The organism is Mycobacteriales bacterium (assembly GCA_036497565.1).
GTDB lineage: Bacteria > Actinomycetota > Actinomycetes > Mycobacteriales > QHCD01 > DASXJE01.
Map to the genome: position 1 here is coordinate 1 of DASXJE010000068.1, position 24,920 is coordinate 24,920.

At 71.5% G+C, this 24,920-nt stretch carries 24 protein-coding genes and 1 tRNA gene; 14 read left to right on the forward strand and 11 right to left on the reverse strand.

Annotated features, from left to right (window positions below; all coding sequences use genetic code 11):
* A partial coding sequence (locus VGH85_05760; GenBank protein HEY2173303.1) for a hypothetical protein occupies positions 1–666 on the forward strand: 666 nt, incomplete at its 5' end.
* 100 nt (positions 667–766) lie between these two features.
* Here VGH85_05760 and VGH85_05765 read toward each other — a convergent pair.
* A complete protein-coding gene (locus VGH85_05765) occupies positions 767–2,890 on the reverse strand; it encodes a RecQ family ATP-dependent DNA helicase (protein HEY2173304.1) in 2,124 nt (707 codons plus the stop codon).
* A 94-nt stretch (positions 2,891–2,984) separates the two neighbouring features.
* Positions 2,985–3,067: transfer RNA gene (locus VGH85_05770), tRNA-Leu, on the reverse strand.
* A gap of 192 nt (positions 3,068–3,259) precedes the next feature.
* Between VGH85_05770 and VGH85_05775 the strand changes: the two genes are divergently transcribed.
* The 6 genes from VGH85_05775 to pknB are packed head-to-tail and all read left to right on the forward strand — an operon-like array spanning position 3,260 to position 10,677.
* Entirely contained in the window at positions 3,260–4,096 is an 837-nt protein-coding gene (locus tag VGH85_05775) for a DUF3662 and FHA domain-containing protein (protein HEY2173305.1), read from the forward strand.
* Positions 4,097–4,118: 22 nt separating this feature from the next.
* On the forward strand, positions 4,119–4,592 hold the full coding sequence (locus tag VGH85_05780; protein ID HEY2173306.1) for an FHA domain-containing protein: 474 nt from the start codon (positions 4,119–4,121) through the stop codon (positions 4,590–4,592).
* 40 nt (positions 4,593–4,632) lie between these two features.
* Complete coding sequence (locus VGH85_05785; GenBank protein ID HEY2173307.1) at positions 4,633–6,030, forward strand: protein phosphatase 2C domain-containing protein; 1,398 nt, start codon at positions 4,633–4,635, stop codon at positions 6,028–6,030.
* On the forward strand, positions 6,027–7,424 hold the full coding sequence (locus tag VGH85_05790; GenBank protein HEY2173308.1) for an FtsW/RodA/SpoVE family cell cycle protein: 1,398 nt from the start codon (positions 6,027–6,029) through the stop codon (positions 7,422–7,424). Before VGH85_05785 ends, VGH85_05790 begins: the two co-directional genes overlap by 4 nt.
* Positions 7,421–8,884: a penicillin-binding protein 2 gene (locus VGH85_05795; protein ID HEY2173309.1), complete on the forward strand. Its 1,464-nt coding sequence runs from the start codon at positions 7,421–7,423 to the stop codon at positions 8,882–8,884. The genes VGH85_05790 and VGH85_05795 overlap by 4 nt, the downstream gene beginning before the upstream one ends.
* The gene (gene pknB / locus VGH85_05800; protein HEY2173310.1) at positions 8,884–10,677 is read left to right on the forward strand and encodes a Stk1 family PASTA domain-containing Ser/Thr kinase; all 1,794 of its coding nucleotides are present in this window, start codon (positions 8,884–8,886) and stop codon (positions 10,675–10,677) included. The genes VGH85_05795 and pknB overlap by 1 nt, the downstream gene beginning before the upstream one ends.
* 9 nt (positions 10,678–10,686) lie before the next feature.
* On the opposite strand, the gene VGH85_05805 is transcribed toward pknB, so the two are convergent.
* The 4 genes from VGH85_05805 to VGH85_05820 form a co-directional block, all read right to left on the reverse strand.
* On the reverse strand, positions 10,687–11,265 hold the full coding sequence (locus VGH85_05805) for a hypothetical protein (protein HEY2173311.1): 579 nt from the start codon (positions 11,263–11,265) through the stop codon (positions 10,687–10,689).
* A gap of 4 nt (positions 11,266–11,269) precedes the next feature.
* Positions 11,270–12,733 (reverse strand): alkaline phosphatase family protein, encoded by a 1,464-nt coding sequence (locus VGH85_05810; protein ID HEY2173312.1) that lies wholly within the window; start codon positions 12,731–12,733, stop codon positions 11,270–11,272.
* Positions 12,734–12,908: 175 nt separating this feature from the next.
* Positions 12,909–13,565, reverse strand: coding sequence for an aminodeoxychorismate/anthranilate synthase component II (locus VGH85_05815; GenBank protein ID HEY2173313.1), 657 nt, complete (start codon positions 13,563–13,565; stop codon positions 12,909–12,911).
* 9 nt (positions 13,566–13,574) lie between these two features.
* Positions 13,575–14,561: a Gfo/Idh/MocA family oxidoreductase gene (locus tag VGH85_05820; protein HEY2173314.1), complete on the reverse strand. Its 987-nt coding sequence runs from the start codon at positions 14,559–14,561 to the stop codon at positions 13,575–13,577.
* Positions 14,562–14,648: 87 nt separating this feature from the next.
* Between VGH85_05820 and VGH85_05825 the strand changes: the two genes are divergently transcribed.
* On the forward strand, positions 14,649–15,560 hold the full coding sequence (locus tag VGH85_05825) for a polyphosphate kinase 2 family protein (protein ID HEY2173315.1): 912 nt from the start codon (positions 14,649–14,651) through the stop codon (positions 15,558–15,560).
* Here VGH85_05825 and VGH85_05830 read toward each other — a convergent pair.
* Positions 15,550–16,497 carry an NADP-dependent oxidoreductase gene (locus tag VGH85_05830; GenBank protein HEY2173316.1) on the reverse strand — a complete coding sequence of 316 codons (948 nt, stop codon included), beginning with the start codon at positions 16,495–16,497 and terminating at the stop codon, positions 15,550–15,552. The genes VGH85_05825 and VGH85_05830 overlap by 11 nt on opposite strands.
* A gap of 37 nt (positions 16,498–16,534) precedes the next feature.
* Positions 16,535–17,329, reverse strand: coding sequence for a DUF881 domain-containing protein (locus VGH85_05835; GenBank protein ID HEY2173317.1), 795 nt, complete (start codon positions 17,327–17,329; stop codon positions 16,535–16,537).
* Positions 17,330–17,421: 92 nt separating this feature from the next.
* Between VGH85_05835 and VGH85_05840 the strand changes: the two genes are divergently transcribed.
* Positions 17,422–17,691 (forward strand): cell division protein CrgA, encoded by a 270-nt coding sequence (locus tag VGH85_05840; protein ID HEY2173318.1) that lies wholly within the window; start codon positions 17,422–17,424, stop codon positions 17,689–17,691.
* A 109-nt stretch (positions 17,692–17,800) separates the two neighbouring features.
* Positions 17,801–18,217, forward strand: coding sequence for a PH domain-containing protein (locus VGH85_05845; protein ID HEY2173319.1), 417 nt, complete (start codon positions 17,801–17,803; stop codon positions 18,215–18,217).
* 8 nt (positions 18,218–18,225) lie between these two features.
* On the opposite strand, the gene VGH85_05850 is transcribed toward VGH85_05845, so the two are convergent.
* Together VGH85_05850 and VGH85_05855 are read right to left on the reverse strand one after the other, a co-directional pair.
* Positions 18,226–19,113 carry a rhomboid family intramembrane serine protease gene (locus VGH85_05850; protein ID HEY2173320.1) on the reverse strand — a complete coding sequence of 296 codons (888 nt, stop codon included), beginning with the start codon at positions 19,111–19,113 and terminating at the stop codon, positions 18,226–18,228.
* A 71-nt stretch (positions 19,114–19,184) separates the two neighbouring features.
* On the reverse strand, positions 19,185–19,715 hold the full coding sequence (locus VGH85_05855; GenBank protein HEY2173321.1) for a peptidylprolyl isomerase: 531 nt from the start codon (positions 19,713–19,715) through the stop codon (positions 19,185–19,187).
* A gap of 171 nt (positions 19,716–19,886) precedes the next feature.
* On the opposite strand from VGH85_05855, the gene VGH85_05860 reads away from it, so the two are divergent.
* On the forward strand, positions 19,887–20,510 hold the full coding sequence (locus tag VGH85_05860; GenBank protein HEY2173322.1) for a hypothetical protein: 624 nt from the start codon (positions 19,887–19,889) through the stop codon (positions 20,508–20,510).
* Between the two features lie 8 nt (positions 20,511–20,518).
* On the opposite strand, the gene VGH85_05865 is transcribed toward VGH85_05860, so the two are convergent.
* Positions 20,519–21,628, reverse strand: coding sequence for a LacI family DNA-binding transcriptional regulator (locus tag VGH85_05865; GenBank protein HEY2173323.1), 1,110 nt, complete (start codon positions 21,626–21,628; stop codon positions 20,519–20,521).
* Positions 21,629–21,724: 96 nt separating this feature from the next.
* On the opposite strand from VGH85_05865, the gene VGH85_05870 reads away from it, so the two are divergent.
* The 3 genes from VGH85_05870 to VGH85_05880 are packed head-to-tail and all read left to right on the forward strand — an operon-like array spanning position 21,725 to position 24,866.
* Positions 21,725–22,876 carry a Gfo/Idh/MocA family oxidoreductase gene (locus VGH85_05870; GenBank protein HEY2173324.1) on the forward strand — a complete coding sequence of 384 codons (1,152 nt, stop codon included), beginning with the start codon at positions 21,725–21,727 and terminating at the stop codon, positions 22,874–22,876.
* Complete coding sequence (locus tag VGH85_05875; protein HEY2173325.1) at positions 22,873–24,033, forward strand: dihydrodipicolinate synthase family protein; 1,161 nt, start codon at positions 22,873–22,875, stop codon at positions 24,031–24,033. Before VGH85_05870 ends, VGH85_05875 begins: the two co-directional genes overlap by 4 nt.
* On the forward strand, positions 24,030–24,866 hold the full coding sequence (locus tag VGH85_05880; protein HEY2173326.1) for a sugar phosphate isomerase/epimerase: 837 nt from the start codon (positions 24,030–24,032) through the stop codon (positions 24,864–24,866). Before VGH85_05875 ends, VGH85_05880 begins: the two co-directional genes overlap by 4 nt.
* Positions 24,867–24,920 lie beyond the last annotated feature (54 nt).

Consider the following 24,920-nt stretch of genomic DNA (forward strand, 5'->3'; position numbering starts at 1 on the left):
TTCGACAGCATCACCCTGCTGCTGCTCATCCTGGCGCCGGTGCTCTTCCTGTTGACGCTCGCGCTGTCCCGGACCCGGCGGCGCACGCTGCTGCAGCTCACCTTCGCCAGCGCTTTCACCCTGGTCGTCGTACGGCGGCTCACTTACTACATGGAGGGCCGGCTCGCCGGCGCGGCCAAACCGCAGAACCGCCCCGCGGTACGCGAGATCATCAGCACCGTGCTCGGCGGATACTTCACCCTCACCGCGTGGCTGCTGGCCGGTGCGCTGATCATCGCGGCCATCGCCCTGGTGACCGGTCCCTACCGGTGGGCCCGCGCCCTCCGGCACTGGATCTACGTCGCCGCAGTGGCGGTCGGCCACGCCGTCGCGGGGGTCTCCCGCGCCCTCTCCGGCCGGGCCAAAGACGACGGCACCCGCCGGTGGGTGGCCGCGCACAAAGGCTGGCTCTACGCCGGCGGCGCTGTCCTCGGGCTCATCCTGCTCCTCGCGATCGATATGACGCCGGTGTGGATCCTCGTCACCGTCGTCCTGGTCGGCGCCTACGAGTTCGGGGTCTACTGGCTCGCGAAGAGCCCGCCACCGGTGCCCGCGGAGCACAACGGCCACGGCGGGCCACCGCCGACGGTGGGGGTCGGCGCCCACCGGGGTGACGGGCAGCCGTAGCGGGAGCACCTCCGCCCGCCTTCGCGACCTTGATCGTGATCGGAAAGAGCCGCGGAACGCCGTACAAATCCGATCACGATCATGGAAATCGGGGCGGCGGTCAGCCTTCGACGCCGAGCACGAGCGGATAGACCCGCCCGGCGCCGGCGCGCCGTAACTGCCGGGCGATCACCGCGAGCGTCCAGCCGGTGGATCGGTAGTCGTCCACGAGCAGGACCGGCGCGCCGTCGAGACCACCGACCGCGCGCGCCAGATCGTCGGGCAGCTCGTAGGCGTCGTGGACGGCACGTAGCCTCTGCGCGCTGTTGGACCGGGTCGGCGCGGAGGCACCGACATGCGCGACGGTGCCGAGGTACGGCAGCCGGCCGATCTCGGCGATCCGGCCGGCGAGGCTCGCGACGAGCTGGGGCCGGGTGTGCGAGCCGACGCCGACGACCGCGGCCGGGCGCTCCTCCCATCCCCAGGCGGCGAGCACCTGCACCGCCGCGCCGAGCAGGTCCGCGGACAGGTCGCCGTCGGGACGGTCGGCGGCGAGGGCGTCGCGGACCCGGGGGCCGTAGCCGAGATCGGTGAAGCGGGCGACTGCGCGGCCCGGTTCGGTCGTCTCCTCGGCCGGGATCTTGCCCTTGAGGTCGATCCCCAGGGCCGTCATGGCCGTCGGCCATTGCCGTCGCGGGTCGATCGTGACGCCCGGGCGGGCCAGCCGGTCGGCCGCGGCCTGCACCGTGACGTCGGTGACGCCGGTGGGGAGCGCGATCCCGCCACAGTTGTCGCACCGCCCACACGCCTGCGCGTAGGGGTCGTCCAACTGCTCACGCAGGAAGAGCATCCGGCACCGGTCGGTACGCAGGTAGGCGCGCATCGCGGCCTGTTCGTCCCGGCGGACCTGCGCCACCTTCGCGTAGCGATCGGCGTCGTATTGCCAGGTCTCTCCGGTCGGCTCCCAGCCGCCACGCACCCGGCGGACCGCACCATCGACGTCGAGCACCTTCAACATCGTCTCGAGCCGCGTCCGCGATAGGTCGACGTAGGTCTCCAGCGCGGCGGTCGAAAGCGGCCCGCCGGCGTCGGCGAGCGCGGAGAGGGCGACGCGTACCTGACCCTCCTGCGGGAAGCCGGCCGAGGCGAAGTAGTCCCAGATCGCCTGGTCCTCGTGGCCCGGCAGCAGGATCACGTCGGCGCTGGCCACACCCCGGCCGGCCCGGCCGACCTGCTGGTAGTAGGCGATCGGCGATGCGGGCGCGCCGAGGTGGATGACGAATCCGAGGTCGGGCTTGTCGAAGCCCATCCCCAGCGCGGACGTGGCGACGAGCGCCTTGACCCGGTTGTTGACGAGGTCGTCCTCGGCGGCCAGCCGCTCGGTCTGCTCGGTCTGCCCCGAGTAGGCGGCGACGTCGTAGCCGTGGCCGCGCAACTGGTCGGCGACCTCCTGCGACGCGGCGACGGTCAGCGTGTAGATGATCCCGGATCCCGGCAGCTCGCCCAAGTGATCGGCCAGCCAGGCCAGCCGGGTCGGCTCGTCGGGCAGGTCGAGCACCGCGAGGCGCAGCGACTCGCGGTCGAGCGCGCCGCGCAGCACGAGCACATCGGCGTCCTCCTGGCCGAGGCCGAGCACGTCGGCGACGTCGTCGACGACCCGGCTGTTGGCCGTCGCGGTCGTCGCGAGCACCGGGATGCCGTCCGGGAGCTCGGTCAGCAGGGTGCGCAGCCGCCGGAAGTCGGGACGGAAGTCATGCCCCCAGTCGCTGATGCAGTGTGCCTCGTCGACGACCAGGAGCCCGCAGGTGGCGGCCAGCTGCGGGAGCACGTTGTCCCGGAAATCCGGGTTGTTCAGCCGCTCGGGGGACAGCAGCAGCACGTCGATGTCGCCGCGGCGTACGGCGTCGTAGGTCTCGTGCCACTGCTCGGTGTTGGTCGAGTTGATCGTCGCGGCGTGGATTCCGGCCCGCTCGGCCGCCGCGATCTGGTTACGCATCAGCGCCAGCAACGGGCTGATGATCACGGTCGGTCCGGCGCCGGCGTCGCGAAGGAGCCCGGTCGCCACGAAGTAGACGGCGCTCTTGCCCCATCCGGTGCGCTGCACGACCAGCGCCCGCCGGCGGTCCGCGACCAGCGCCTCGATCGCGGTCCACTGGTCGGACCGCAGCGTCGCGTCGTCGCCTGCAAGCGCCCGCAGCAGCGTCTCGGCCTGAGGTCGCGACGCAGTGCTGCTGTGAACCGGCATACGACCATCGTCCCAGCCGGCGCCGACAACCCAACACCGGCGGCCGGCACCGGCGGCATTCCGAGGGGGAGAACCCGAAAGGTGCGACCCGGAGTGGGCGAGGGGGGAGTTGAACCCCCACGTCCTTGCGGACACACGGACCTGAACCGTGCGCGTCTGCCATTCCGCCACTCGCCCGAGCGGTCTCCGACACTAGCATGCAGCGACCGGACGCCCGGACCCGCGATCGGTCGCCGATACCCCCGCTGACCTGGCGTCGAGCACCCGCCCGGGTCCGCCTCGGGGTCCCCGGCACCGGCCAGGGCGACGCGCAGAGAGCCCGGCCCGACCGGCCCGGATACGATCAGCCCGAGGAAACGGAGGACGACCGTGGGTGTGCTGCAGCGCTTCGAGCAACGGCTCGAAGGCCTCGTGGGTGGCACCTTCGCGCGCCTGTTCAAGGGCCAGGTCGAGCCGGTCGAGGTCGCGAAGGCGCTCCAGCGTGAGGCCGAGGACAAGAAGGCCATCCTCGGCGCCAACCGGGTCCTCGTGCCCAACCGCTACACCGTCGAGCTCGGCCCGGCCGATCACGACCGGCTCTCCCCATGGGCCGGGCAGCTGACCCGCACCCTCGCCGAGATGGTCCAGGAGTACGTCGACGACGAGGGCTGGTCGGCCTACGGCGACATCGAGGTGGCCTTCGCCCGCAACGATGCGCTGCGCACCGGGGTGTTCCGCGTGAGCAGCGACGTCGACGTCGACGTCGGCCCCCGCCGGCGTCCGCACGACTCACTCTCCATGCCGGCCGTGCCGAGCGAATCCCCGAGCCAGCCCGCCGGCACGCCGCGCAGCGCACCCGGTCCGGCACCCACCCAGGCCGTGCCGCCCGTGCCGGCCCAGACACCGGCCGCGGCGACCGCCGCTCCCCGCCGGCCGACCCCGTCGCCCGTGCTGATCGTCGATGACTCCGGCCGGCGGTTTCCGGTGCGGCCCGGCTCGACCCTCATCGGCCGCGGGCAGGACGCCGACATCCGGCTCGCCGACACCGGCGTCTCCCGCCGCCACGCGGTGGTCCGGTACGACGGCCAGGCGGTGCTGATCGAGGACCTCGGCTCCACCAACGGGACGCTGGTCAACGGCCAGCGGGTGCGCACCTCCCGGCTCCAGCAGGGCGACGTGATCCGGGCCGGTCACAGCGTCATCGTCTTCCGGATCGAACCGTCGTGACCCCGCCGAGGCAGGGGCCGCGATGAACGCCCCCATCGTCATCCAGGCCATGCGCTTCGGCTTCCTCGTGCTGCTCTGGCTCTTCGTCTACGCGGCACTGCGGGTGGTCCGGTCCGACGTCTTCGGCCACTCCCGGCCGCGGCCGGCACCGAGTACGGCGCGGACGACGCAGGCCAGCAAGGCCAAGCCGAAGAAGCGCGGGCGGGCCGCGCGCCAGCTCATCGTGACGGCCGGTTCGCTGCAGGGCACCAAGATCCGCCTCGACGAGCAGCCGGTCACGATCGGGCGTGCCAACGACTCCACCCTGGTCCTGACCGACGACTACACGAGTTCCCGGCACGCCCGGCTCACCGCCCGCGACAACGACTGGTACGTCGAGGATCTCGGCTCGACCAACGGCACCTACCTCGACCGGACGAAGGTGGCCGGGCCGACCCTGGTGCGCCCCGGCGTACCGATCCGGATCGGCAAAACGGTCCTCGAGTTGCGCTCATGATCTCGACGGCCCCGTCGTCCGAGCCGTCCCGGAGTGCCCAGTGACCCTGGCACTGCGATACGCGGTGCGGTCCGATCGCGGCCTCACCCGCAGCAACAACGAGGATTCGGTCTACGCCGGTCCGCGGCTGCTCGCCGTGGCCGACGGCATGGGCGGCCACGTCGGCGGGGCGGAGGCGAGCCGCACGGTGATCGCGGCGATCACCCCGCTGGACGACGACAACCCGCACGGCGATCTCATCTCGCAGCTGCGCGATGCGGTCGACGGCGCCAACGCCGACCTGCGCCAGGTCGTCGCGGCGAAGCCCGAGCTCGACGGCATGGGCACCACCTTGACCGCCATCCTCTTCGCCGGCAGCCGTCTCGGTCTGGTGCACGTCGGCGACTCCCGCGGCTATCTGCTGCGCGGCGACCAGCTCGCGCCCATCACCCGCGACCACACGTTCGTGCAGTCGCTGGTCGACGAGGGCCGGCTCACGGCCGAGGAGGCGAGCACCCACCCGCAGCGCTCACTCATCCTGCAGGCCCTGACCGGCCGCGAGGTGGAGCCCGACCTGTCCATCCGCGAGGCCCGCCTCGGCGACCGCTACCTGATCTGCAGCGACGGCCTGTCCGACGTCGTCTCGGCCGAGACCATGGTCGAGGCGCTGCGGATCGAAGACCCGCATGGGGCCGCCGACCGGCTGGTCGAGCTCGCCCTGCGCGGCGGCGGCCCCGACAACATCACCTGCATCGTGGCCGACGTGATCGACGTCGAGTACGGCGACGACGAGCCGGTCGTCGACGGCGCGGCCGGCACCGGCGGACGCCGACGCCCACTGAGGCCCGACAGCGCAGCGGCGCGGGCCGCGATGACCGAGGCGGCGGCCGCCCCGCCGGACGACGACGGGCCCTCGGGTCCGGACGACGACGCGGACGACGAAGATGAGCCGCCGCGCCGGAGTCGCGCCCGGCGCAGGGTCGTGATCGGCTTGGCCGTGCTCATCGTCCTCGCCGGAGGCCTCTTCGGCTTCTACCGGTGGACCCAGACGCAGTATTTCGTCGGCGTGCAGGGCAACCGGGTCGCGGTCTACCGCGGTCTGCACGTCTCGCTCGCCGGGCTGCGGCTCTACCACCGGGTGGACACCAGCGCCCTGCGCCGCCAGGACCTGGTGCCGGTGGCCCGCAACCAGGTCGACAGTGGCATCAGCGCCGACAGTCGCGGGCAGGCCGACGCGATCCTCGCCAACCTGGTCAGCAACCAGACGCTCCCGCCCTGTCCGAAGCCGACCCCGAGTCCCACACCCACGCCGCGGCCGACACCGAGCGCGCGGTCCACCAAGCACACCCCGCCGGCCCGGTCGGGCCGACCCACCCCGAAGTCGACACCGACCCGCACCCCCTCGCCCAGCCCCGCGGTGCCGCTCCCCACCCAGGTGCGCGGGAGGGATTGCCGATGACCACGGCGATCCGCCAGGTGCCCCAGCGGCGCGGGGTCGAGTTGGCGATGCTGCTCTTCGCGGTCCTCGCCGTCGTGGCCGCCGACGCGATCGTGGATGAAAACACCCGGGGCCACCTCGAGAAGGACATCGTCTATTACGGCGTCGGGTTCGCGGTCATCTGGCTGATCGCCCACGTCGTGGTGCGCCTCGTCGCGCCGTACGCCGATCCGTTGCTGCTGCCCGCCGTCGCGCTGCTCAACGGTCTGGGTCTGGTGCTCATCCACCGGCTCGACTTCGCTGCCGAGGAGCAGGCGAGGCAGAGTGGTCAGCCGGTGCCGTCGTCGGACGCCCGGCTGCAGATCGTGTGGACCTGCATCGGATTGGCGTTGTTCATCCTCGTCCTGGTCGTCGTCCGCAACCACCGGGTGCTCTCCCGCTACGCCTACACCCTGGCCCTGGCCGGCCTCCTGCTTCTGGTGCTGCCCGCCGTGCTGCCGGCCCGGTTCAGCGAAGTCAACGGCGCCCGGGTCTGGATCCGGGTGGCCGGCTTCTCGATCCAGCCGGGCGAGTTCGCCAAGCTGACGTTGATCATCTTCTTCGCCAGCTACCTCGTGGCCAAACGCGACGTGCTGTCCCTGGCCAGCCGCCGGGTCCTCGGCATCGACCTGCCGCGCGGCCGCGACCTCGGCCCGGTCCTGGTCGGCTGGGTGATCAGCCTGCTGATCCTGGTGCGGGAAAACGACCTGGGTCAGTCACTGCTGCTCTTCGGCCTGTTCGTCGTGATGCTCTACGTCGCCACCGAACGCACCTCCTGGCTGCTGATCGGTATCGTGCTGTTCGTCGGCGGCGCCTACACGGCGTACATCGCATTCGCACACGTGCAGGAGCGGGTCGAGATCTGGCTGCACCCGTTCAAGTACCAGGCCGACCAGGGCTACCAGATCGTGCAGGCGTTGTTCGGTCTGGGCACCGGCGGTCTCTTCGGGACCGGTCTGGGTGCCGGACGTCCGGAGACCGTGCCGTTCGCGGCGACCGACTTCATCGTGTCCACGGTCGGAGAGGAGCTCGGGATGTTCGGCCTGGTCGCGATCCTGGTGCTCTACGCCGTGATCTCGATCCGCGGCTTCCGGATCGGCCTCGCCGTGCGCGACCCGTTCGGCAAGCTGCTCGCCACCGGGCTGGCCTTCTCCTTCGGCCTGCAGGTCTTCATCATCGTCGGCGGGGTCACCAAGCTGATCCCGCTCACCGGCCTGACGACCCCGTTCCTCTCCTACGGCGGGTCGTCGCTGGTGGCCAACTTCGCGCTCATCGCCCTGCTGCTGCGCATCTCCGACGCGGCCCGCCGGCCCGGGTCCGAGCCGGCCCCGCGGACGCCGACCGCGGAGGCGGCGACCGAGGTGGTGCGTCGATGAACAAGCCGATCCGCCGCATCGTGGTCGCCGTCCTCGTCCTGTTCGGCGCGCTCATCGCCAACCTCACCTACGTTCAGTTCGTCGAGGCCAACTCGCTGGCCACCAACCCGGCCAACTCCCGGGTGCTGCTCGGCGAATACGAGCACCCGCGCGGCAACATCGTCGCCGACCAGGTCGCGATCGCCTCGTCGAAGGCGACCAACGACCGGCTGAAGTATCTGCGTACCTACTCCCAGGGCCAGGTCTTCGCGCCGACGACCGGCTTCTATTCGCTGGTCTACGGACCGGCCGGCATCGAACGGGCCGAGAACAGCGTGCTGGCCGGCACCGACGACCGGCTCGCGCTGCGCCGGCTCTCCGACCTCTTCACCGGCCGCGACCCCAAGGGCGGCAACGTCGTCCTGACGATCTCGCGCAAGGCGCAGGAGACGGCCTACGAGGCGATGGCCAAACAGACCGGCGCGGTGGTCGCACTCGACCCGCGCACCGGTGCGATCCTGGCCATGGTGAGTACGCCGTCCTACAACCCCAACCTGCTGTCGTCGCACGATCCGGACAAGATCCGGGCGGCGTACAACCGGTTGATCAACGCACCGGGCGACCCGCTGCTCGACAAGGCGATCGCGCAGACCTACCCGCCGGGATCGACGTTCAAGACCGTGATCGCCGCGGCCGCCTTGAAGGCGGGCCGCACCCCGCAGACCCAGCTCCAGGCGCCTACCGCGCTGACACTGCCGCAGACCAGCCACCAGCTGCACAACTTCGACGGCGAGCAGTGCGGCAACGGCCAGACCGACAGCATGATCGACGCGCTGACGATCTCCTGCAACACCGCCTTCGCCAAGCTCGGCATGGACCTCGGCGAGAAGGCGGTCCGGCAGCAGGCGGAGGCCTTCGGCATCGACGATCAGAGCTTCCAGATGCCGCTGACCGTCGCGGGGAGCAGCATCGGCGACATCCCGAGCGCCGCCGCGTTGGCGCTGTCCTCGATCGGCCAGCAGGACGTGCGACTCACCCCGCTCCAGGCGGCGATGATCGCGTCGGCGATCGCCAACAAGGGCGAGCTGATGTCGCCGTACCTGGTCAAGCAGATCCAGGCCCCGGACCTCACCGTCGTCGACACCACCAAGCCGCAGTCCAAGGGCCAGGCGGTGTCGCCGAAGGTGGCCGGTGAGCTGACCACGATGATGAAGAGCGTCGTCGACAACGGCACCGGCAAGCCGGCGCAGATCCCCGGCGTGCAGGTCGCCGGCAAGACCGGCACCGCCGACAACGCGCCCGGCAAGGCGCCGCACGCCTGGTTCATCGGCTTCGCACCGGCCAACAACCCGAAGGTGGCGGTCGCGGTCATCATCGAGCACGGTGGTGTCGCCGGCAACGAGACCACCGGTGGTCTGGCGGCCGCTCCGGTCGGCAAGGCCGTCATGCAGGCGGTCCTCTCGCAGCGGGGTGGTCACTGATGACCACTCCTCGCCGGCTCGGTGAGCGCTACGAACTCGGCGACCCGCTCGGGCACGGGGGCATGGCCGAGGTCCTGCACGGCCGCGACGTCCGACTCGGCCGCGAGGTCGCGATCAAGCTGCTGCGCGCCGATCTGGCCCGCGACCCGTCGTTCCAGACCCGGTTCCGTCGGGAGGCGCAGGCCTCGGCCGCGCTGAACCACCCGTCGATCGTCGCGGTCTACGACACCGGCGAGGACCGCAGCGGCCCGAACGGCGCGACGCCGTTCATCGTCATGGAATACGTCCAGGGCCGGACGCTCCGCGAGATCCTGGCCGACGAGGGCCGGCTCATGCCGGACCGCGCCATGGAGGTGACCGCCGACATCTGCGCGGCGCTCGATTTCAGCCACCGCAACGGCATCATTCACCGCGACGTCAAGCCCGGCAACGTGATGATCACCCGCACCGGCGCCGTGAAGGTGATGGATTTCGGCATCGCCCGTGCCGTCACCGACAGCGCGGCGACCGTGACCTCGACCGCGCAGGTCATCGGTACGGCGCAGTACCTTTCCCCGGAGCAGGCCCGCGGCGAGAACGTCGATGCCCGCTCGGACGTCTACTCCGCGGGTTGTCTGCTCTACGAATTGCTCAGCGGCTCGCCGCCGTTCACCGGCGACTCCCCGGTCGCGGTCGCCTACCAGCACGTGCGTGAGAACCCGAACCCGCCCAGCTCGCTCAACCCCGACGTGTCCGCGGCGGCAGACGCCATCGTGCTCAAGGCGATGGCGAAGAACCCGGCCAACCGCTACCAGAGCGCCGGCGAGATGCGCGCCGACCTGCTGCGGGCGACCTCCGGCCGCCCGGTGCTCGCCGAACCGGTGCTCTCCGACGACGACCGCACCACCGTTCTCGGTGACACCGACACCGAGTCCGCGGCCGCCGCGGCGGGGCGGCGACGACGGCGCACCATCGGCTTCGCGCTGCTCGCGCTGCTGGTGATCGGGGTGATCGTCGCCGGCGCGCTGCTCATCCCGAAGCTGCTGGGCAGCGACGCCGACCAGTCCACCGTCCCGTCGCTGACCTCGCTCACCCGCAGCCAGGCGCAGGACCGGCTCAAGGCCAACGGCCTCAAGCTCGGCAAGGTCACCCCGCTCGCCTCCGACCCGACCCAGAAGGGCAAGGTCCTGACGCAGAGCGTGTCGCCCGGCACCAACGTCAACCGGGGCAGCGCGGTCAACGTGCAGATCGGGAGCGGTCCGGCGACCACCGCCGTACCGCCGCTCAAGGGCCTCTCGCTGGCTGCCGCGCGACGTGCCCTGGCCGCCGCACATCTCAAGGTCGGCGGCCCGATCTCCCAGGCGAGTACGCAGGCCCAGGGCACCGTGCTGGACAGCCAGCCGCCGCAGGGTCAGAACGTCGCGCCGGGCAGCACCATCACGCTGATCGTGTCCAGCGGCAAGGTCAACGTGCCCAGCGTCCTCGGCAAGACCGACGCGCAGGCGCACCAGATCCTCGCCAACCGCGGCTTCACCAACGTCAACAGCGTCACCCAGGTGGGCAGCGGCACCCCCGGCACCGTGATCAACCAGAACCCGGCCGGTGGCACCAATGCCGGCCCGGCCACCGCGATCACGCTGACCATCGACCAGGCACCGCCCAGCCCCACGCCGAGCCCCACGCCCAGTCCCACCCCGAGCCAGGGGCCGAGCCCGACGCCCTCCCCGACCGCGACATCGACCACGAGCGCGCCGGCGAGTCAGTCGGCCAGCCCGAGTGCGGGCTCCTCGGCGAGCCAGAGTCCGGCCGGCTGACCGGTCGGCTCAGTCGAGCTCGATGTTGAAGGTCCAGACGGCGAGCACGTGGCTGCCCGACCGCCAGGTGACCTGAGCGGCTCCGGTCGGGAAGGTCCCGCCGACGGTCAGCGTCTGTGCCAGGCCCGGGCGCGCGTGCACCCGGGTGGCGCCCCGCGGGGTCAACGCGACGGCCTTGCCGGTCTCGTCGCGGGAGGAGAGTTGGCCGGCATCGGCGATCAGGTCGCCCCGAACTGCCTGCAGCCGCAGGGTGATCGTGGCCTTGGTGGAATCCGGCGGACGCCGTCGGGTGGCGGACCGGGTCGGCGCGGTGTGGACCTGCCGGGGGCCGAGCGCCGTGGCCAGCACGGTCGACCCGCCGGGCAGCGTGACCCGCACCGGGCCGCCGATCGCGAGGACGGCCGGGCGGCCCGGAACGGCGGTCGGGGTGGTGACGGCGGGCCCGGCCGACGGGATCGGCACAGCCCCGAGTGACGCGACCACCTGCGCGGGGCTCGGGTCGTGCGGCGCCGGCGGGTCGCTGCACCCGGCGACCCCGGCGATCGCGACCGCGGCGACCGCCAGGACGAGGAGCCGGCGTGCGGTCAACTGATCAGTGCCCGCCCACCGGGACGGGAACCGACGCGTGCTCGACCTTCGGTGTGGGTGTGGAGTTGATGCTCCCGGTAGCCGGGTAGACCGAGCTTCCGCTCGGGGCCGGCTCGAGCGCCTGCCCGGTCGGGTTGTTGTAGATGTCGGGCCCGAACGGACGCAACCCGTCGGCGCCGGCGTACCCGAGGTGGCCCCGGCCGTCGACACCACCGGTCGTGATGCCGAACAGGTTCTCCATGCTGCGCAACCAGCTGTAGTGGTTGTAGGGCTGGTCGCTGATCGACCCGGGCTTGATGAACCGGCTGATGAAGACCGCGCCGGTGATCCCGCCGCCTGGGGTGGTGTCCTGGCCGAAGGCCTGATCCCCCGGCTGGGTGGTGTTCGGCCCGGGCAGCTCGTTGCAGCAGGCGACGATCGACTGGGCCGTGTCCGTCGGGACGTTCAAGGACGGATCGCTGTTGCCCATGTAGTCCGCGATCGAGTTGCCGTACATCTTGTACGGCGGGAACGCCTCGTCGAACACGATCTGGATCTCGCCGTCCTTCTGGAAGGCGGGCGAGGCCATGATCTGCGGAATCCACTTCTTCAGGAACAGGTCGGCGGCGAACAGGCCACCCTGATGGTCGTGCGGGTTGCCCGTGCCGTTGGGCCCGACGCACGTCGCGTCGTGCGCGTTCGAGCAGTTGTTCGGCGTGATCCAGGAGAACTCCGGCGTCGAGGCGACCGTCTTCAGGTCGTCGCCCAGCGACGGAATCCGCGGGTGTCCGGGGATCGCCTTCAACCCGTCGAGCGGGACGACATTGCGGCAGTCCGCCGGGCTGTCGAAGACCCGGTGGAAGAACGCGGCCGGATTGTGCTTCGCCACGTACTGGTCGGTGGGTGTCGCGCTCCCCGGGTCGACGACCCCGGTCCCGGCCGGGTCGCCGGGGATCCCGCAGTGGTAGACCTCCTCGCGGGCCGGATCATTGCCCATGTCCTGGGCATAGATCTTCCAGCTCTTGTGCACCCGGTCGAGTTGGTTGAACAGGGTCCGGACCGAATGCGGATAGACGCACCCGGTGGAGGCGTAGGTCTGCCCGTCCGGCGCGGGGAATCCGGGCCGGGCGTTGGCGTAGATCGGGCAGTCCGCCTGGTTGTCCGGCGCGGGCGACTGGCCGCCGACCAGGCTGAGGTAGTTGTCCAGCGAGAAGTGGCCGGTGCCGTAGTACTGCCGCAGCAGTTCCCCGTAGCTGGGCAGCGTCTTCCACAGATAGCTGTTCTGGTTCAGCCCCGTGAACGTCGCCTCGTAGGACTTGTTCTCGAAAATGATCGTCCAGACGTGGCCGATCTTCGGCGGCTGGAAGGCCGCGGCGCTCGCCGGACTCGCCGCCGCTCCGCCCGCACCCGAGACCAACGCGGTGATCGCGGCGACCGCCGCGACTCCCACCGCTGCCCACCGCCCGCGCCGCCCCACCCGTGCCGTCATGCCAACTCCCCGTGTCGGTGTGACATCGACCCGCAGCACCTGCGCGGCCCATCCGCAATGGAGGGCCGCTTGGTGAAGAATTGGGGGTACGGAGTCCCGGTGTCAATGGTTTGCGCCGATTACGCCGCCGCCGATCGCTTTGTGCAGAGTGGGGCGCGAGGGGAAGAAGTGGCGCTCAGGCGGGCCGGAGCGAGGCCAGCCGCAGCCGCTCGACCTTCGCGGCGAGGTCCGGAGCGCGGTTGCGCGCCGTGGGAAGGCCGCAGGAGGCCAGCCAGGTCCCGAGCAGGAGATGCCCGCCCTGGGTCAGGACCGACTCGGGATGGAACTGCACGCCCTCGATCGGCAGGTCGCGGTGTCGCAACGCCATGACGACACCGGATTCGGTCCGGGCGGTGACCACCAACTCAGCGGGCAGGGTCGACTCGACCGCGGCGAGCGAGTGGTAGCGCGTCGCGGTGAACGGGTCCGGGAGATCGGCGAGGACCCCCGCACCGGCGTGCCGCACCTCGCTCGTCTTGCCGTGCAGCAGCTCGGGCGCCTGGATCACCCGCCCGCCGTAGGCGACCGCGATCGCCTGGTGCCCCAGGCAGACACCGAGCAGCGGCGTACCGCGCTCCGCGCAGGCGTGCACCATCGGCACGCTCACCCCGGCCCGCTCCGGCACGCCGGGTCCGGGGCTGAGCAGCACCGCGTCGACACCGAGGGCGTCGAGCTCGTCCGGACCGACCTCGTCGTTTCGCCGTACGACGCACTCGGCCCCCAGCTGCGCCAGGTAGTGGACGAGGTTGTAGACGAAGCTGTCGTAGTTGTCGACGACGAGGACGCGGGTCATGGGGTCACGTCACGAGCCGTCGAGGCGCACCGACGTTCCGGAGGCGGCGGAGGCGTTGGCGGCCTCCATCAACCGGGTCAGATCGGCACCGATGTCGACGTTGTGACCAGCCCAGCTCCCGTCGGCGGAATGCCGCACCCACTGGACGAACGCCGTCGGCTGGTCGTCGGGGATCGGCAGCTCCGACCACCCGGAGTCGTCACCGGCGCGGACCTTGAGCGTCGACGCGGACGTGTCGAAGAGCAGGCTGCCTGCGGTGCCGTAGATCTCGATCGTGAACGGCGACTGCGCGGCGGCGAATCCGGCCTCCACCACCGCGAGCTTGCCGTTCGGGTAGCTGAGCACCGCCACGGCGTTGTCCTCGACCGCGTGGCCGGTCACGCTGCCGTAGCTGGCGGTGAGGCTCTCCGGCATCCCACCGGCGAACAGCCGGGCGAGGTACATCGGGTGACAGCCCAGGTCGACCATCGCGCCCCCGCCGCAGGCCTTGGGGTCGAAGAAGCGGTCCGGCAGCCAGGCCTTCCCGACCGCTCCGTTGTGGGCGAGGCGGGTGCGGACCAGGGTGATCTCCCCCAGCCGACCGCTCGCCACCACGTCGGCGATGGCCTGGGTGTAGCCGTGGTAGAGCCGCGGCAACGACAGCACCAGGGCGACCCCGGCGTCGCGGGCGGCGGCGATGAGCGCGTCGGCGTCGGCGGTCGAGAGGGCCAGGACCTTCTCGGTGAAGACGTGCTTGCCGGCCCGGATGGCGGCCCCGATCACCTCGGGATGGAGGTTGGTAGGGGTATCGACGATCACGCCGTCCAGGTCGGGGGTCGCGAGAAGCTCGGCGAGGTCGTCGTAGTACTTCACGCCGAGCTTCTCCGCCCCGGCCCGGCCGCGCTCCGCGTCGTCGTCCCAGGCCCCGACGATCTCGACGTCGGGGTGCTCGGTGGCCTGGCGGGCGTAGTCGCCGGCGTGGACGTGCCAGAAGCTGAGCATCGCGACGCGCAACATGCGGGAGCCTTCCGTCGGGGAGCCGGTATCGGCATTACGACCCTACCCAGCGCCCGGCACCACCCGGCATGGGCCACAGTGATCGACATGGACAAGCGAGTGCGGTTCGTCCGCGACCTGGTCGAGCCACTTCGGGTGCCGGCGGGATCGCGGGTCACCCTCCGGCGCGATCACGACGCGGGCTACACGGGCGGGATGCGCAGCAAGACAGAGGCCAAGGCCCGCCTGGCCGAGGGTGTCAAGCTCATCGCCCACCACCAGGACAGGCTGGCGGCCCAGGACACCGTCGGCGTACTCCTGGTGCTGCAGGGCCTCGACGCGGCGGGCAAGGACAGCACCATCAAGCACACGATGCACGGGATCAACCCGCAGGGCGTCGAGGTCACGAGCTTCAAAGAGCCGTCAGTGGAAGAACTCCAGCACGACTTCCTCTGGCGCTACCAGCGGTCGATCCCGGAACGCGGCCGGATCGGGATCTTCAACCGGTCCCACTATGAAGAGGTGCTCGTGGTCCGCGTGCACCCTGAGCTGCTCGCGGCCGAGCGGATCCCTGCCGAGGCCAGGGCGAGCGGCGTATGGAAGCGGCGCTACCGGGACATCAACGACTGGGAGCACCATCTCGTCGACAACGGCATCCGCGTCGTCAAGGTGTTCCTCAACCTCTCCCGCGAGGAGCAGGCCAGACGCTTCCTCAAGCGGATCGACCGCCCGGAGAAGAACTGGAAGTTCTCCCCGAGCGACGTGCGGGAGCGCCGGTTCTGGGACGACTACCAGGTCGCCTACGACCACATGCTCAGCCACACCAGCACACCGTGGGCGCCGTGGTACGTCGTCCCCGCCGACCACAAGTGGTTCGCCCGGCTGGCGACCGCGGCGGTCCTCCTCCGCGAGCTCGCCGACATCGACCCGCGGTACCCGAAGCCCTCTCCCGAGGCGGTCCAGGAGATGGCGACCGCCCGCGCCGAACTGCTCACGGAGATGGGAGCCCTCAGACGGTGAAGTCGAGCACGAGCCGCCCGCGTATCCCACCGGCCTCGAGCAGCTTGTGTGCCTCGGCGGCTTCTGCGGCGGGGAGCACCTGCGCCACCCGAAGGGTGAGGACCCCCTCCTCGGCCTGTCGGCGGAGCTGGTCCAACCGCACGGTGTCCTCCGCGGAGGCGGCGACCTGGATCTCGTGGACGCGGATCGCTCGCTCACCGGCGCTCTTCCAGCCACGGACGACGGCGAGACCGCCACCGTCCGCGATCGCCGGAAGTGTGCGCGCGAGCTGCACCGCCCCGTCGGCCACTCCGGCGACGCCCGCCGGTGCCACGGCGCGGATGGCAGCGGAGATCCCGTCGCCGCGGGGCACGATCTCGTCGGCGCCGAGCGTCCGCACCAGATCCCGGTCGGCGTCCGAGCCATCGGCGATCACCCGCAGGCCGTCGGCTTTCGCGAGTTGGATGACGTATCCGCCGTAAGCGCCGGCGGATCCGGTGACTCCCACCGCCTGTCCAGGCCGAAGTGCCAGGGCGTCGAGCGTCAGTCGCGCGGTGAGGGCGTTCATGAGGAGGGTGGACGCGGCCGGGAGATCGAACCCGGCCGGCGCGGGGACGACCGACGCGGCGGGCGCGACGATCTGCTCGGCATATGCGCCGCCGTGCGGGCCCCTCGGCACCATCACCACGATCACGCGGTCTCCGACCGCCAACCGACCGTCCCCGTCCGGGCCGATCCGATCGACGATGCCCGCGGCGTCCATGCCGGGGACGAACGGCGGGCGCCTCCCGGCGAGCCGGGACGCCTGCGCTCCGGCGCGGAACAGGGTGTCGGTCGGATTCACCGCCGCTGCGTGGACCCTGATCCGGACCTCGCCCGGTCCCGGCTGCGGCTCGGGCAGCTCCACGGTCTGCAACGCATCGGGACCACCGAATTCGCGTACTCCGATTGCTCTCATGCCGCCGCAACCACACCGGGCGGCCGGGTCATTCCGGCTAGCGGGCGACCCGGGCATAGCCGAGCTGCACCGATCCGTCGTACGCCGGCATCTGCACCCGGCGGCTGCGGCTGACCTGGTAGCCGAGCCCGAAGGCGGCGGCCGCCTCGCGGTAGACCACGACGCCGCGTTCCCGGCCGAGCGCCCGGCTCATGCCGGCGACGTCGCCGATCGCGGTGATCCGGTAGGGCGGGGAGTAGGTGCGTCCGTAGAGCAGCAGGACGTTGCCGACGCAGCGGATCGCCCCGGTCGTGATCAACCGCTGCCCCATGATCGTCATCGCCTCGGCGCCGCCGGCCCACATGGCGTTGACGACGGACTGCACGTCCTGCTGGTGCACGACGACGTCGTCGGCACTGCGGGCGCCGGGCGGCAGTCCGCCGCCGGCCTGCCGCGGCGCGTCGTCGAGGGTCACGGTGAGCGCGGGGCCGTGGACCGCGCGCAGACCCACCGGCAGCTCGAGTGAGTCGGCCGCGTTCCCCGCGGCCGTGGCCCGCCGGTCGCCGCGCCCGTCCGCGGCCTCGAGCCGGCCCACCTGGCGCTGCAGCCGGGTCACCTGGGCGGACAACCCCGCCACGGTGCGCTCCTCGGCCGGGATGAGCTGGGCGAGATCGAGTCGGCGGCCGGCCCGCAGGTCGGTGCCCCGCGCGGTCTCGGCACTCGTGGCGAAGAGGACCCCCGCGAGCAGGCACGCCACCGGCACCAGGACCCGCCAGACCGGCGAACGCCGCACCGTGCCGCCGCCCCCGGACGGCGCGAACCATCGCCGTACGACGTTCCTTACTCGCTCCAACGCTCCCACTCCGGTACAGCCAGCCGACCGCGGGCCTGCGCGACCGGTCAGTCGCGTCTACGCTAACCGGCAGGAGCCGCAGGAGGAGAGCCGTGCCGAAGTCTCGAGTTCGCAAGAAGAACGTCTACACGGCGCCGTCGGACGTCCTGCCGTCCGCAGCGACCCGCGAGAAGCGCAAGGGCCCGAGCCCTACGTGGTATCCGATCGTGATGGTCTCGCTGATGGTCATCGGCCTGATCTACATCGTGATGAACTACCTCGCGCCCGACGCGCTGTTCTTCCCGTCACTGGGCAACTGGAACTTCGCGGTCGGATTCGGCCTGATGGTCGGCGGACTCGTGATGGCCGTCCGCTGGCGCTGAACGACACCCGTGTGATTCGTCCCCAGGGGTTGTCCACAGTGTGGATAACCCGGTTCGACGGATAGCCGATCCGACCGTCCGCTCCACCCCGTTCTGTCATGCTGCCGACATGCGATGGGCACCACGGACCCCAGAGGTGGTCGCGGTGTCGGTGCTCGGGGTGATCGCCCTGGCGCTGGCCGCGACGACCGACGCGGCCGGCGCCCTGCTCGGAGTCGTCGCCGGGGTGGGCCTGCTGGCGTTCGCGGCGGTCGATGCGATCGTTCGCCCGCGGTTGGCCGCCGACGACGCCGGCCTGTCGGTGCGCTCGCCCAGCTACCGGGTGCGACTGGACTGGTCCGACATCGACCGGCTGAGGGTCGACGAGCGGAGCCGGTTCGGCGTACGGGTCCGGACCTTGGAGATCGACGCGGGCGAGACGCTGCTGCTGCTCGGGCGGCACGCGCTCGGCGCCGACCCGCGCGACGTACACGCCGCCCTGCTGGGCATTCGCGGCATGCCCGGTGCCCGCGACTCCGCGAGCTGAGGATCCGGCTAGCTGAGCATCCGGTCGAGCGCCCCGGTGCGCCAGACCGTGAGCCCCACCATGATCGCGACGAGCAACGCGACCCCGCCGACCTGGTAGAGCGCGCGGTGCATCCGCGGCGCGTAGACGAAGATCACGGCGGCGACCGCGCCGGCCACCAGGCCGCCGAGGTGACCGAGCCACGAGATCCCCGGGACGCTGAGCGTGATGTAGACGTTGATCAGGATCGTCGGGACGAGCGCCCAGATGTTGAGGCCCATCTTGCGGTAGACGACGATCAGCGCCCCGAACAGCCCGAAGATCGCCCCGGACGCTCCGGCGACGTTGTTGAACCTGTTGTCGAAGAGGTAGACCGACAGCGCGCCGCCGAGCGCGCCGAGCAGGTAGATGGACAGGTAGCGCCAGGCACCGAACACCCGCTCCAACGCCGGGCCGAGCACGAACAGCGAGAACATGTTGACGGCCAGGTGCAGCACCCCGAAGTGCAGGAACGCCGATCCGAGGAATCGCCAGAACTCGTTGTTCTCGGCGATGACGGTGGGGTTGAGGACCAGTTTGCCGAAGATCCGGGACGACTCGTTGTGGCTGAAGCCGGCCGGCGAGGTGACCGCGGTGGCGATGAACGCGACGACGTTGAGCCCGATCAGCACCAGCGTCATCAGCCCGGCCCGCGCGACGACCTTGCCGCCGTAGGGCAGGGTCGGCGTACGGACCCGAGACGACGATCGCCGGCCTACGCAGTCAGGACACTGGAAGCCGACCGGCGCGTCCCGCAGGCAGGTCGGGCAGATGGGACGGTCGCAGCGGGTGCAGCTGACGAACGTCTGGCGGTCGGGGTGGCGGTAGCAGCGCGGCGCGAAGTCGGCATCGGCAGGTTGCTGGTGCGGCTGACTCATCGCACCCGCTCCGAATACCGACTACCTGTCGTACCGTCCATCCCGCTCGTGCTCGCCGGCGGCGCCGGGCGCTAGCCCTCCGGCCGTTCGATCGTGACCGATTCGATGACCACGTCGGTGGTCGGCCGGTCGTTGCGTCCGGTCGGGGCCGCGGCGATCGTGTCGACCACGGCCCGGCCGGCGTCGTCGGTCACCTGACCGAAGATGGTGTGCTTGCCGGTCAGCCACGGGGTCGGGTCGACCGTGATGAAGAACTGCGACCCGTTGGTGCCCGGGCCGGCGTTGGCCATCGCGAGCAGGTAGGGCCGGGTGAAGGCGAGCTCGGGGTGGATCTCGTCGCCGAACTCGTAGCCCGGGCCGCCGGTCCCGGTGCCGAGCGGGTCGCCGCCCTGCACCATGAATCCCGGGATGACCCGGTGGAAGATCGTGCCGGCGTAGAGCGAGTCCTGCCGCTTCGCGCCGGTGGTCGGGTCGGTCCACTCCCGGTCACCCTGGGCCAACTCGACGAAGTTCCGGACCGTCTTCGGCGCCTGGTCGGGGAAGAGCTCGAGCCGGACATCTCCGGCACTCGTGTGCAGGGTCGCGTAATGCTGCGTGGCCACCGGTGCGGCTCCTTCGACGGGGATGGCAGTTCGCTCATGGTCTCACGCGCGGGTTACCGTGCCTCGTGAAGGGTACGAGCGTCTACTAGACCGCGACGGCAGATAATCCGGCCGCCGTCGACAGTGCTTCCGGGAGGGACCCTGATGTCAGGTTCAAAGGTGAGTGCACGTATGACTCCGGCGGTGCGTACGGCGGGCGATGCGACCGGGACCGCGGCGAGTGAGGTGGCGCACGCCGTCGAGGTGCTGCGCGAGCAGGCCGGCCCCGCCGTCTCCAGCGCGGTAGACGCAGTGCGGGAGAAGGGTCTGCCGGCGGCCGTCGCCGCCGTCGAGACGGTTCGGGAAAAGGCCGGACCCGCCGCGGTGGTCGCGGTCGAGGTCGTCCGCGAGAGGGGCCTGCCGGCGGCCGTCGCCGCCGCGGACACCGTCCGGCACCGGGCCGGCCCCGCGGCCAGCGCCGCAGTGGACGCGGTCCGTGACCACGCACCGGTGGTCGCCGCCGCCGCCGGCACCGTGCGTTCGCGCGCCCGGACGGTGGAGAAGCAGACCCGCGGACAGCGCCGCGAGGCGCGTCGCCGGGCGCGTCGGATCGGTGCCGCCGCACGCGGCGAGCAGCCCCGCCGCTGGCCGTTCATCCTCGGCGCCTTCCTGCTCGGCGCGGCGCTCGGAACGACCGCCGGGCTGGCCCGCCGTCGCGCCGCGCAGAGTTCCGCGCCGGCCTACGGCGAGGATCTCAACGGCTCGGGTACGCAGGACACCACCCGCCTCACCGAGGAGCAGAACTCCGAGCACTGAGGCGCCGGTCAGCGCCGGCGCTTCGCCCGCCGTGGTGCGCGAGCGGCTGACTTGCGGCCGGACGGGGGACGGGCGGTGCTGTCCCGCTCGATGAGCTCTGCCGCGACCCGGACGGTGCGCGGCGGCCCGGGCGAGCCGAGGACCAGGTCCATCGCGCGCTCGCCTATCTCGCGCAGCGGCAGCCGGACCGTCGTCAGGGCGGGCGTGATGTCGCGAGCCAGCTCGATGTCGTCGTACCCGACGATGGAGACGTCGTCCGGGACGCGTCGGCCGGACTCCCGCAGGTAGGAGATCGCGCCGGTGGCCATGAGGTCGTTGGCGGCGAAAATCGCCGTGAGCTGGGGGCGACGCTCGAGCAGCGCCGCCGCGGCGGCCGCGCCGCCCTCGCGGCTGAAGCCGCCCTCCTCGATGGCGTCGTCGGGGATGGGGGCGCCGAGCCGCCCCATTTCGCTGCTGAAGCCGGTCAGCCGCTCCCGCACCGTCGTCAGGCCGAGCGGGCCGCAGGCGATGCCGACCGAGCGGTGCCCGAGCGCGCGCAGGTGCCGGGCAGCCTCCTTCGCGCCGGCCCGGTGCGCCGGGGCGACGGTGTCGCCGGACATCCCGTGCCGGCCGATGCCCACGACCCGACCGCCGGTGCCGAGGTAGGAGTCGACGGCCCGGGCGACCCGCCCGGACTGGTCACGATCGGCGAAGCCGCTCCCGGCGAGGACGATCGCGCGGGCCCGCTGGGCGCGGAGCCGGTTGATGTATTCGACCTCCAGCTCCGGATCGCGGGAGGTGCTGGTGACGAGCAGGAGCAGGCCGTTGGCCCGGGCGACCGCCATCGCACCCGAGGCGATCGCGGAGAAGTACGGGTCGTCGACGTCGTGGATGACCAGCCCGACGATGTCGGTCGCCGCCCGCGCCAGCGCCTGAGCCGGGCCATTGGACACGTAACCGACCTGGTCGGCCACGGCGAGGACCTTCTCCCGCAGGGCCTCGCCGACCACCCGCTCGCTGCCATTGAGCACCCGGGACGCGGTCGCCAGCGACACACCGGCGAGGTCGGCGACGTCCTTGAGCGTGGCCGACGCCGAGCGAACCGGTGCCGAGGTCCGTGTTGACGAGGAGGCGCGCACGCAGCGACTATATGGTGTCAGAGGCGGGCAAGCGTTTTCCCACACGCTCCCGGCCGGATCTGCGCAGCATGACGGACCACGCTCGGAGGGCCATAGATGAGCCGCAGGACCATCGGTATCGCGATGAACGGTGTCACCGGCCGGATGGGCTACCGACAGCATCTGCTCCGCTCGATCCTGGCGATCCGGGAGCAGGGCGGCCTCACGTTGCCCGACGGCACCGTGGTGTGGCCGGAGCCGCTGCTGGTCGGCCGCAACGCCGAGCGCCTCGCGCCGATCGCCGAGCGTCACGGCCTGACCCGCTGGACAACGTCGTTGGACGAGGCACTCGGCGATCCGGACATCGAGATCTACTTCGACACGCAAGTGACCGCGGCGCGCGAGAAGGCCCTGCTGCAGGCCATCGAGGCCGGCAAGCACATCTACACCGAAAAGCCGGTCGCCGATGCGCTCGAGGGCGCGCTCCGGCTGCTGCGCGCCGCCGAGGCGGCCGGCGTCCGGCACGGCGTCGTCCAGGACAAGCTGTTCCTGCCCGGCCTCATCAAGCTCCGGCGTCTCGTGGAGGGCGGATTCTTCGGCCGGATCCTCTCTGTTCGGGGTGAGTTCGGCTATTGGGTGTTCGAGGGCGACTGGCAGCCGGCGCAGCGGCCGTCGTGGAACTACCGCGCCGAGGACGGCGGCGGCATCGTCGCGGACATGTTCTGTCACTGGCGCTACGTGCTCGACCAGGTGATCGCGCCGGTCCAGGCCGTCACGGCGCATGCGGTGACCCACATCCCGGACCGCTGGGACGAGCACGGCGAGCACTACCGGGCCACCGCCGACGACGCGGCGTACGCGATCTTCGAGTTGGCCGGCGGCGTGGTCGCGCAGGTCAATTCCTCGTGGGCGACCCGGGTGCACCGCGACGAACTGGTGGAGTTCCACGTCGACGGGACCGAGGGCAGTGCAGTAGCCGGGCTGCGGTCGTGCATCGTGCAGCACCGCGCCGGCACGCCGATGGCCGAGTGGAACCCGGATCTGCCGGTGCCGGTCGACTTCCGCTCGCAATGGCAGGACGTCCCGGACAACGCGGCGTTGGACAACGGCTTCAAGCGGGAGTGGGAGCTCTTCCTCTCCCATGTCGTGGCCGATACGCCCTTTCCGTGGAACCTGCTCGAGGGCGCGAAGGGCGTGCAGCTCGCCGAGCTCGGTCTGCGGTCCTCGGCAGAGGGCCGTCGACTGGAGGTCCCGGAGCTGCGCCCGTGAGCGTCTCGCTGCGCCTGCCCGCTCCCGCGGGCGTCGTCCGCACCATCACGCTCGACGAACCGCCGAAGTGGCCGACCGGCGGGGCGCTCCGCTCCCGGTCCGTCTACGCCGCCGCGCATGTGGTCGCCGATCCGCTGGCCGACAACGCGCCGGGCGCCCCGGCGGTCGTCGACTGGGACGCGACCCTCGCCTTCCGTCGCCACCTGTGGTCGCTGGGGCTCGGCGTCGCCGACGCCATGGACACCGCGCAACGCGGCGCCGGGCTGGACTGGCCGGCGGTGCAGGAGCTGATCCGACGGTCCGGCAAGGAGGCGGCGGCGGTCGGCGGTCGGCTCGTGTGCGGTGCCGGCACCGACCAGTTGACCGGGCCGGCGCGCGACCTGGACGAGGTCCGGGCGGCGTACGAGGAACAGCTCGCGCTCGTCGAAGACGTCGGATCCCGCGTCGTGCTGATGTGCTCGCGCGAGCTCGCCGCGCTCGCCCGGTCGGCCGAGGACTACCACGCGGTCTACGCGCCGCTGCTCCGGCAATCGCGGGACCCGGTGATCCTGCACTGGCTCGGGCCGATGTTCGACCCGGCCCTGACCGGCTACTGGGGATCGACCGACCTCGACGTCGCGATCGCATCGCTGCTGACGCTGATCGCGGACCATCGCGACAAGATCGACGGGATCAAGCTCTCGCTGCTCGACTCCGACCGGGAGATCGCGCTGCGCCGTGCGCTTCCGGACGGCGTACGGCTCTACACCGGCGACGACTACCACTACCCGCAGCTGATGGCCGGCGACCAGCACGGCCACAGCGACGCCCTGCTCGGCATCTTCGACCCGATCGCACCGGCCGCTTCGGCCGCGGTGCGGGCGTTGGACGACGGTGATCCGGCCCGGTTCCGCAAGATCCTCGACCCGACGGTGCCGTTGGCGCGGCACCTGTTCGGCCCGCCGACCTACCACTACAAGACCGGCGTGGTCTTCCTGGCGTGGCTGGCCGGACACCAGGATCATCCGCTGATGGTCGGCGGTGCCCAGGCCGGGCGGTCCGTTCCGCACCTCGTCGAACTCGTCGCCCTAGCTGCCGCGGCGCACATCCTGCCGGACCCCGAGCTCGCCGCGGACCGGATGCGTCGCTTCCTGGCGATCGCCGGGTTCGGGCCGTGACCGCCCACCCCCGCCTGTCGTTGAACCAGGCGACGACCAAGCGCTGGACGTTGCCCGAGACGGTGGCCGGCTGCGTCGAGGCGGGGATCGGCGGGATCGGGCTGTGGCGTGACCGGGTGGCCGAGGTCGGCGCCGGACGCGCGGCCCGGATCGTCGCCGATGCTGGGCTCACGGTGACCAGCCTGTGCCGGGGCGGCTTCCTCAGCGACGGTGAGCCGGCGGCGCGCAAGGCGGCGTACGACGACAACCGGCGCGCGATCGACGAGGCGGCCCTGGTCGGCGCGCCGGAACTACTGCTCGTGGTCGGCGGACTGCCCGCGGGCAGCCGCGACCTGGCCGGCGCGCGGGCGGCGGTGGCCGATGCCCTGACCGAGCTGGCGCCGCATGCGCGCGCAGCCGGGGTCCGGCTGGTGCTGGAGCCGCTGCACCCGATGTTCTGTGCCGATCGCGCGGTCGTCTCGACGCTGGGTCAGGCGCTCGACATGGCCGATGCGTTCGAGCCGCGCGAGGTCGCGGTGTGCGTCGACACCTATCACGTCTGGTGGGATCCGACGTTGGCCGCACAGCTGGCCCGGGGCGGTGAGCGGATCGCCCTCTACCAGGTGTCGGACTGGGTGCTGCCGCTCGCGGCCGATGCGCTGCTCTCCCGCGGGCACCTCGGCGACGGTTCTATCGACACCGCTTCCATCACCGACCTGGTCACTGCCGCCGGCTACACCGGGTGGATCGAGGTCGAGATCTTCCGGCAGGACGTCTGGGACGCGCCGGGACGGGACACCGTCGCGCGAGTGGTGTCGACGTTCGACGCGATGATGCGTTCCACACATTCCTGAGAGCGCTCTCACCCCCGGCTCGACGGCGACGCGGATGTGTGCCGATTCTGGGAC

Coding starts and splice junctions, on each gene's coding strand:
- VGH85_05765 (HEY2173304.1), bottom strand. CDS start 2,890: ATGCCGGTTCACAGCAGCACTGCGTCGCGACCTCAGGCCGAGACGCTG.
- VGH85_05780 (HEY2173306.1), top strand. CDS start 4,119: ATGAACGCCCCCATCGTCATCCAGGCCATGCGCTTCGGCTTCCTCGTG.
- VGH85_05790 (HEY2173308.1), top strand. CDS start 6,027: ATGACCACGGCGATCCGCCAGGTGCCCCAGCGGCGCGGGGTCGAGTTG.
- VGH85_05795 (HEY2173309.1), top strand. CDS start 7,421: ATGAACAAGCCGATCCGCCGCATCGTGGTCGCCGTCCTCGTCCTGTTC.
- pknB (HEY2173310.1), top strand. CDS start 8,884: ATGACCACTCCTCGCCGGCTCGGTGAGCGCTACGAACTCGGCGACCCG.
- VGH85_05810 (HEY2173312.1), bottom strand. CDS start 12,733: ATGACGGCACGGGTGGGGCGGCGCGGGCGGTGGGCAGCGGTGGGAGTC.
- VGH85_05815 (HEY2173313.1), bottom strand. CDS start 13,565: ATGACCCGCGTCCTCGTCGTCGACAACTACGACAGCTTCGTCTACAAC.
- VGH85_05820 (HEY2173314.1), bottom strand. CDS start 14,561: ATGTTGCGCGTCGCGATGCTCAGCTTCTGGCACGTCCACGCCGGCGAC.
- VGH85_05825 (HEY2173315.1), top strand. CDS start 14,649: ATGGACAAGCGAGTGCGGTTCGTCCGCGACCTGGTCGAGCCACTTCGG.
- VGH85_05830 (HEY2173316.1), bottom strand. CDS start 16,497: ATGAGAGCAATCGGAGTACGCGAATTCGGTGGTCCCGATGCGTTGCAG.
- VGH85_05845 (HEY2173319.1), top strand. CDS start 17,801: ATGCGATGGGCACCACGGACCCCAGAGGTGGTCGCGGTGTCGGTGCTC.
- VGH85_05850 (HEY2173320.1), bottom strand. CDS start 19,113: ATGAGTCAGCCGCACCAGCAACCTGCCGATGCCGACTTCGCGCCGCGC.
- VGH85_05860 (HEY2173322.1), top strand. CDS start 19,887: ATGACTCCGGCGGTGCGTACGGCGGGCGATGCGACCGGGACCGCGGCG.
- VGH85_05870 (HEY2173324.1), top strand. CDS start 21,725: ATGAGCCGCAGGACCATCGGTATCGCGATGAACGGTGTCACCGGCCGG.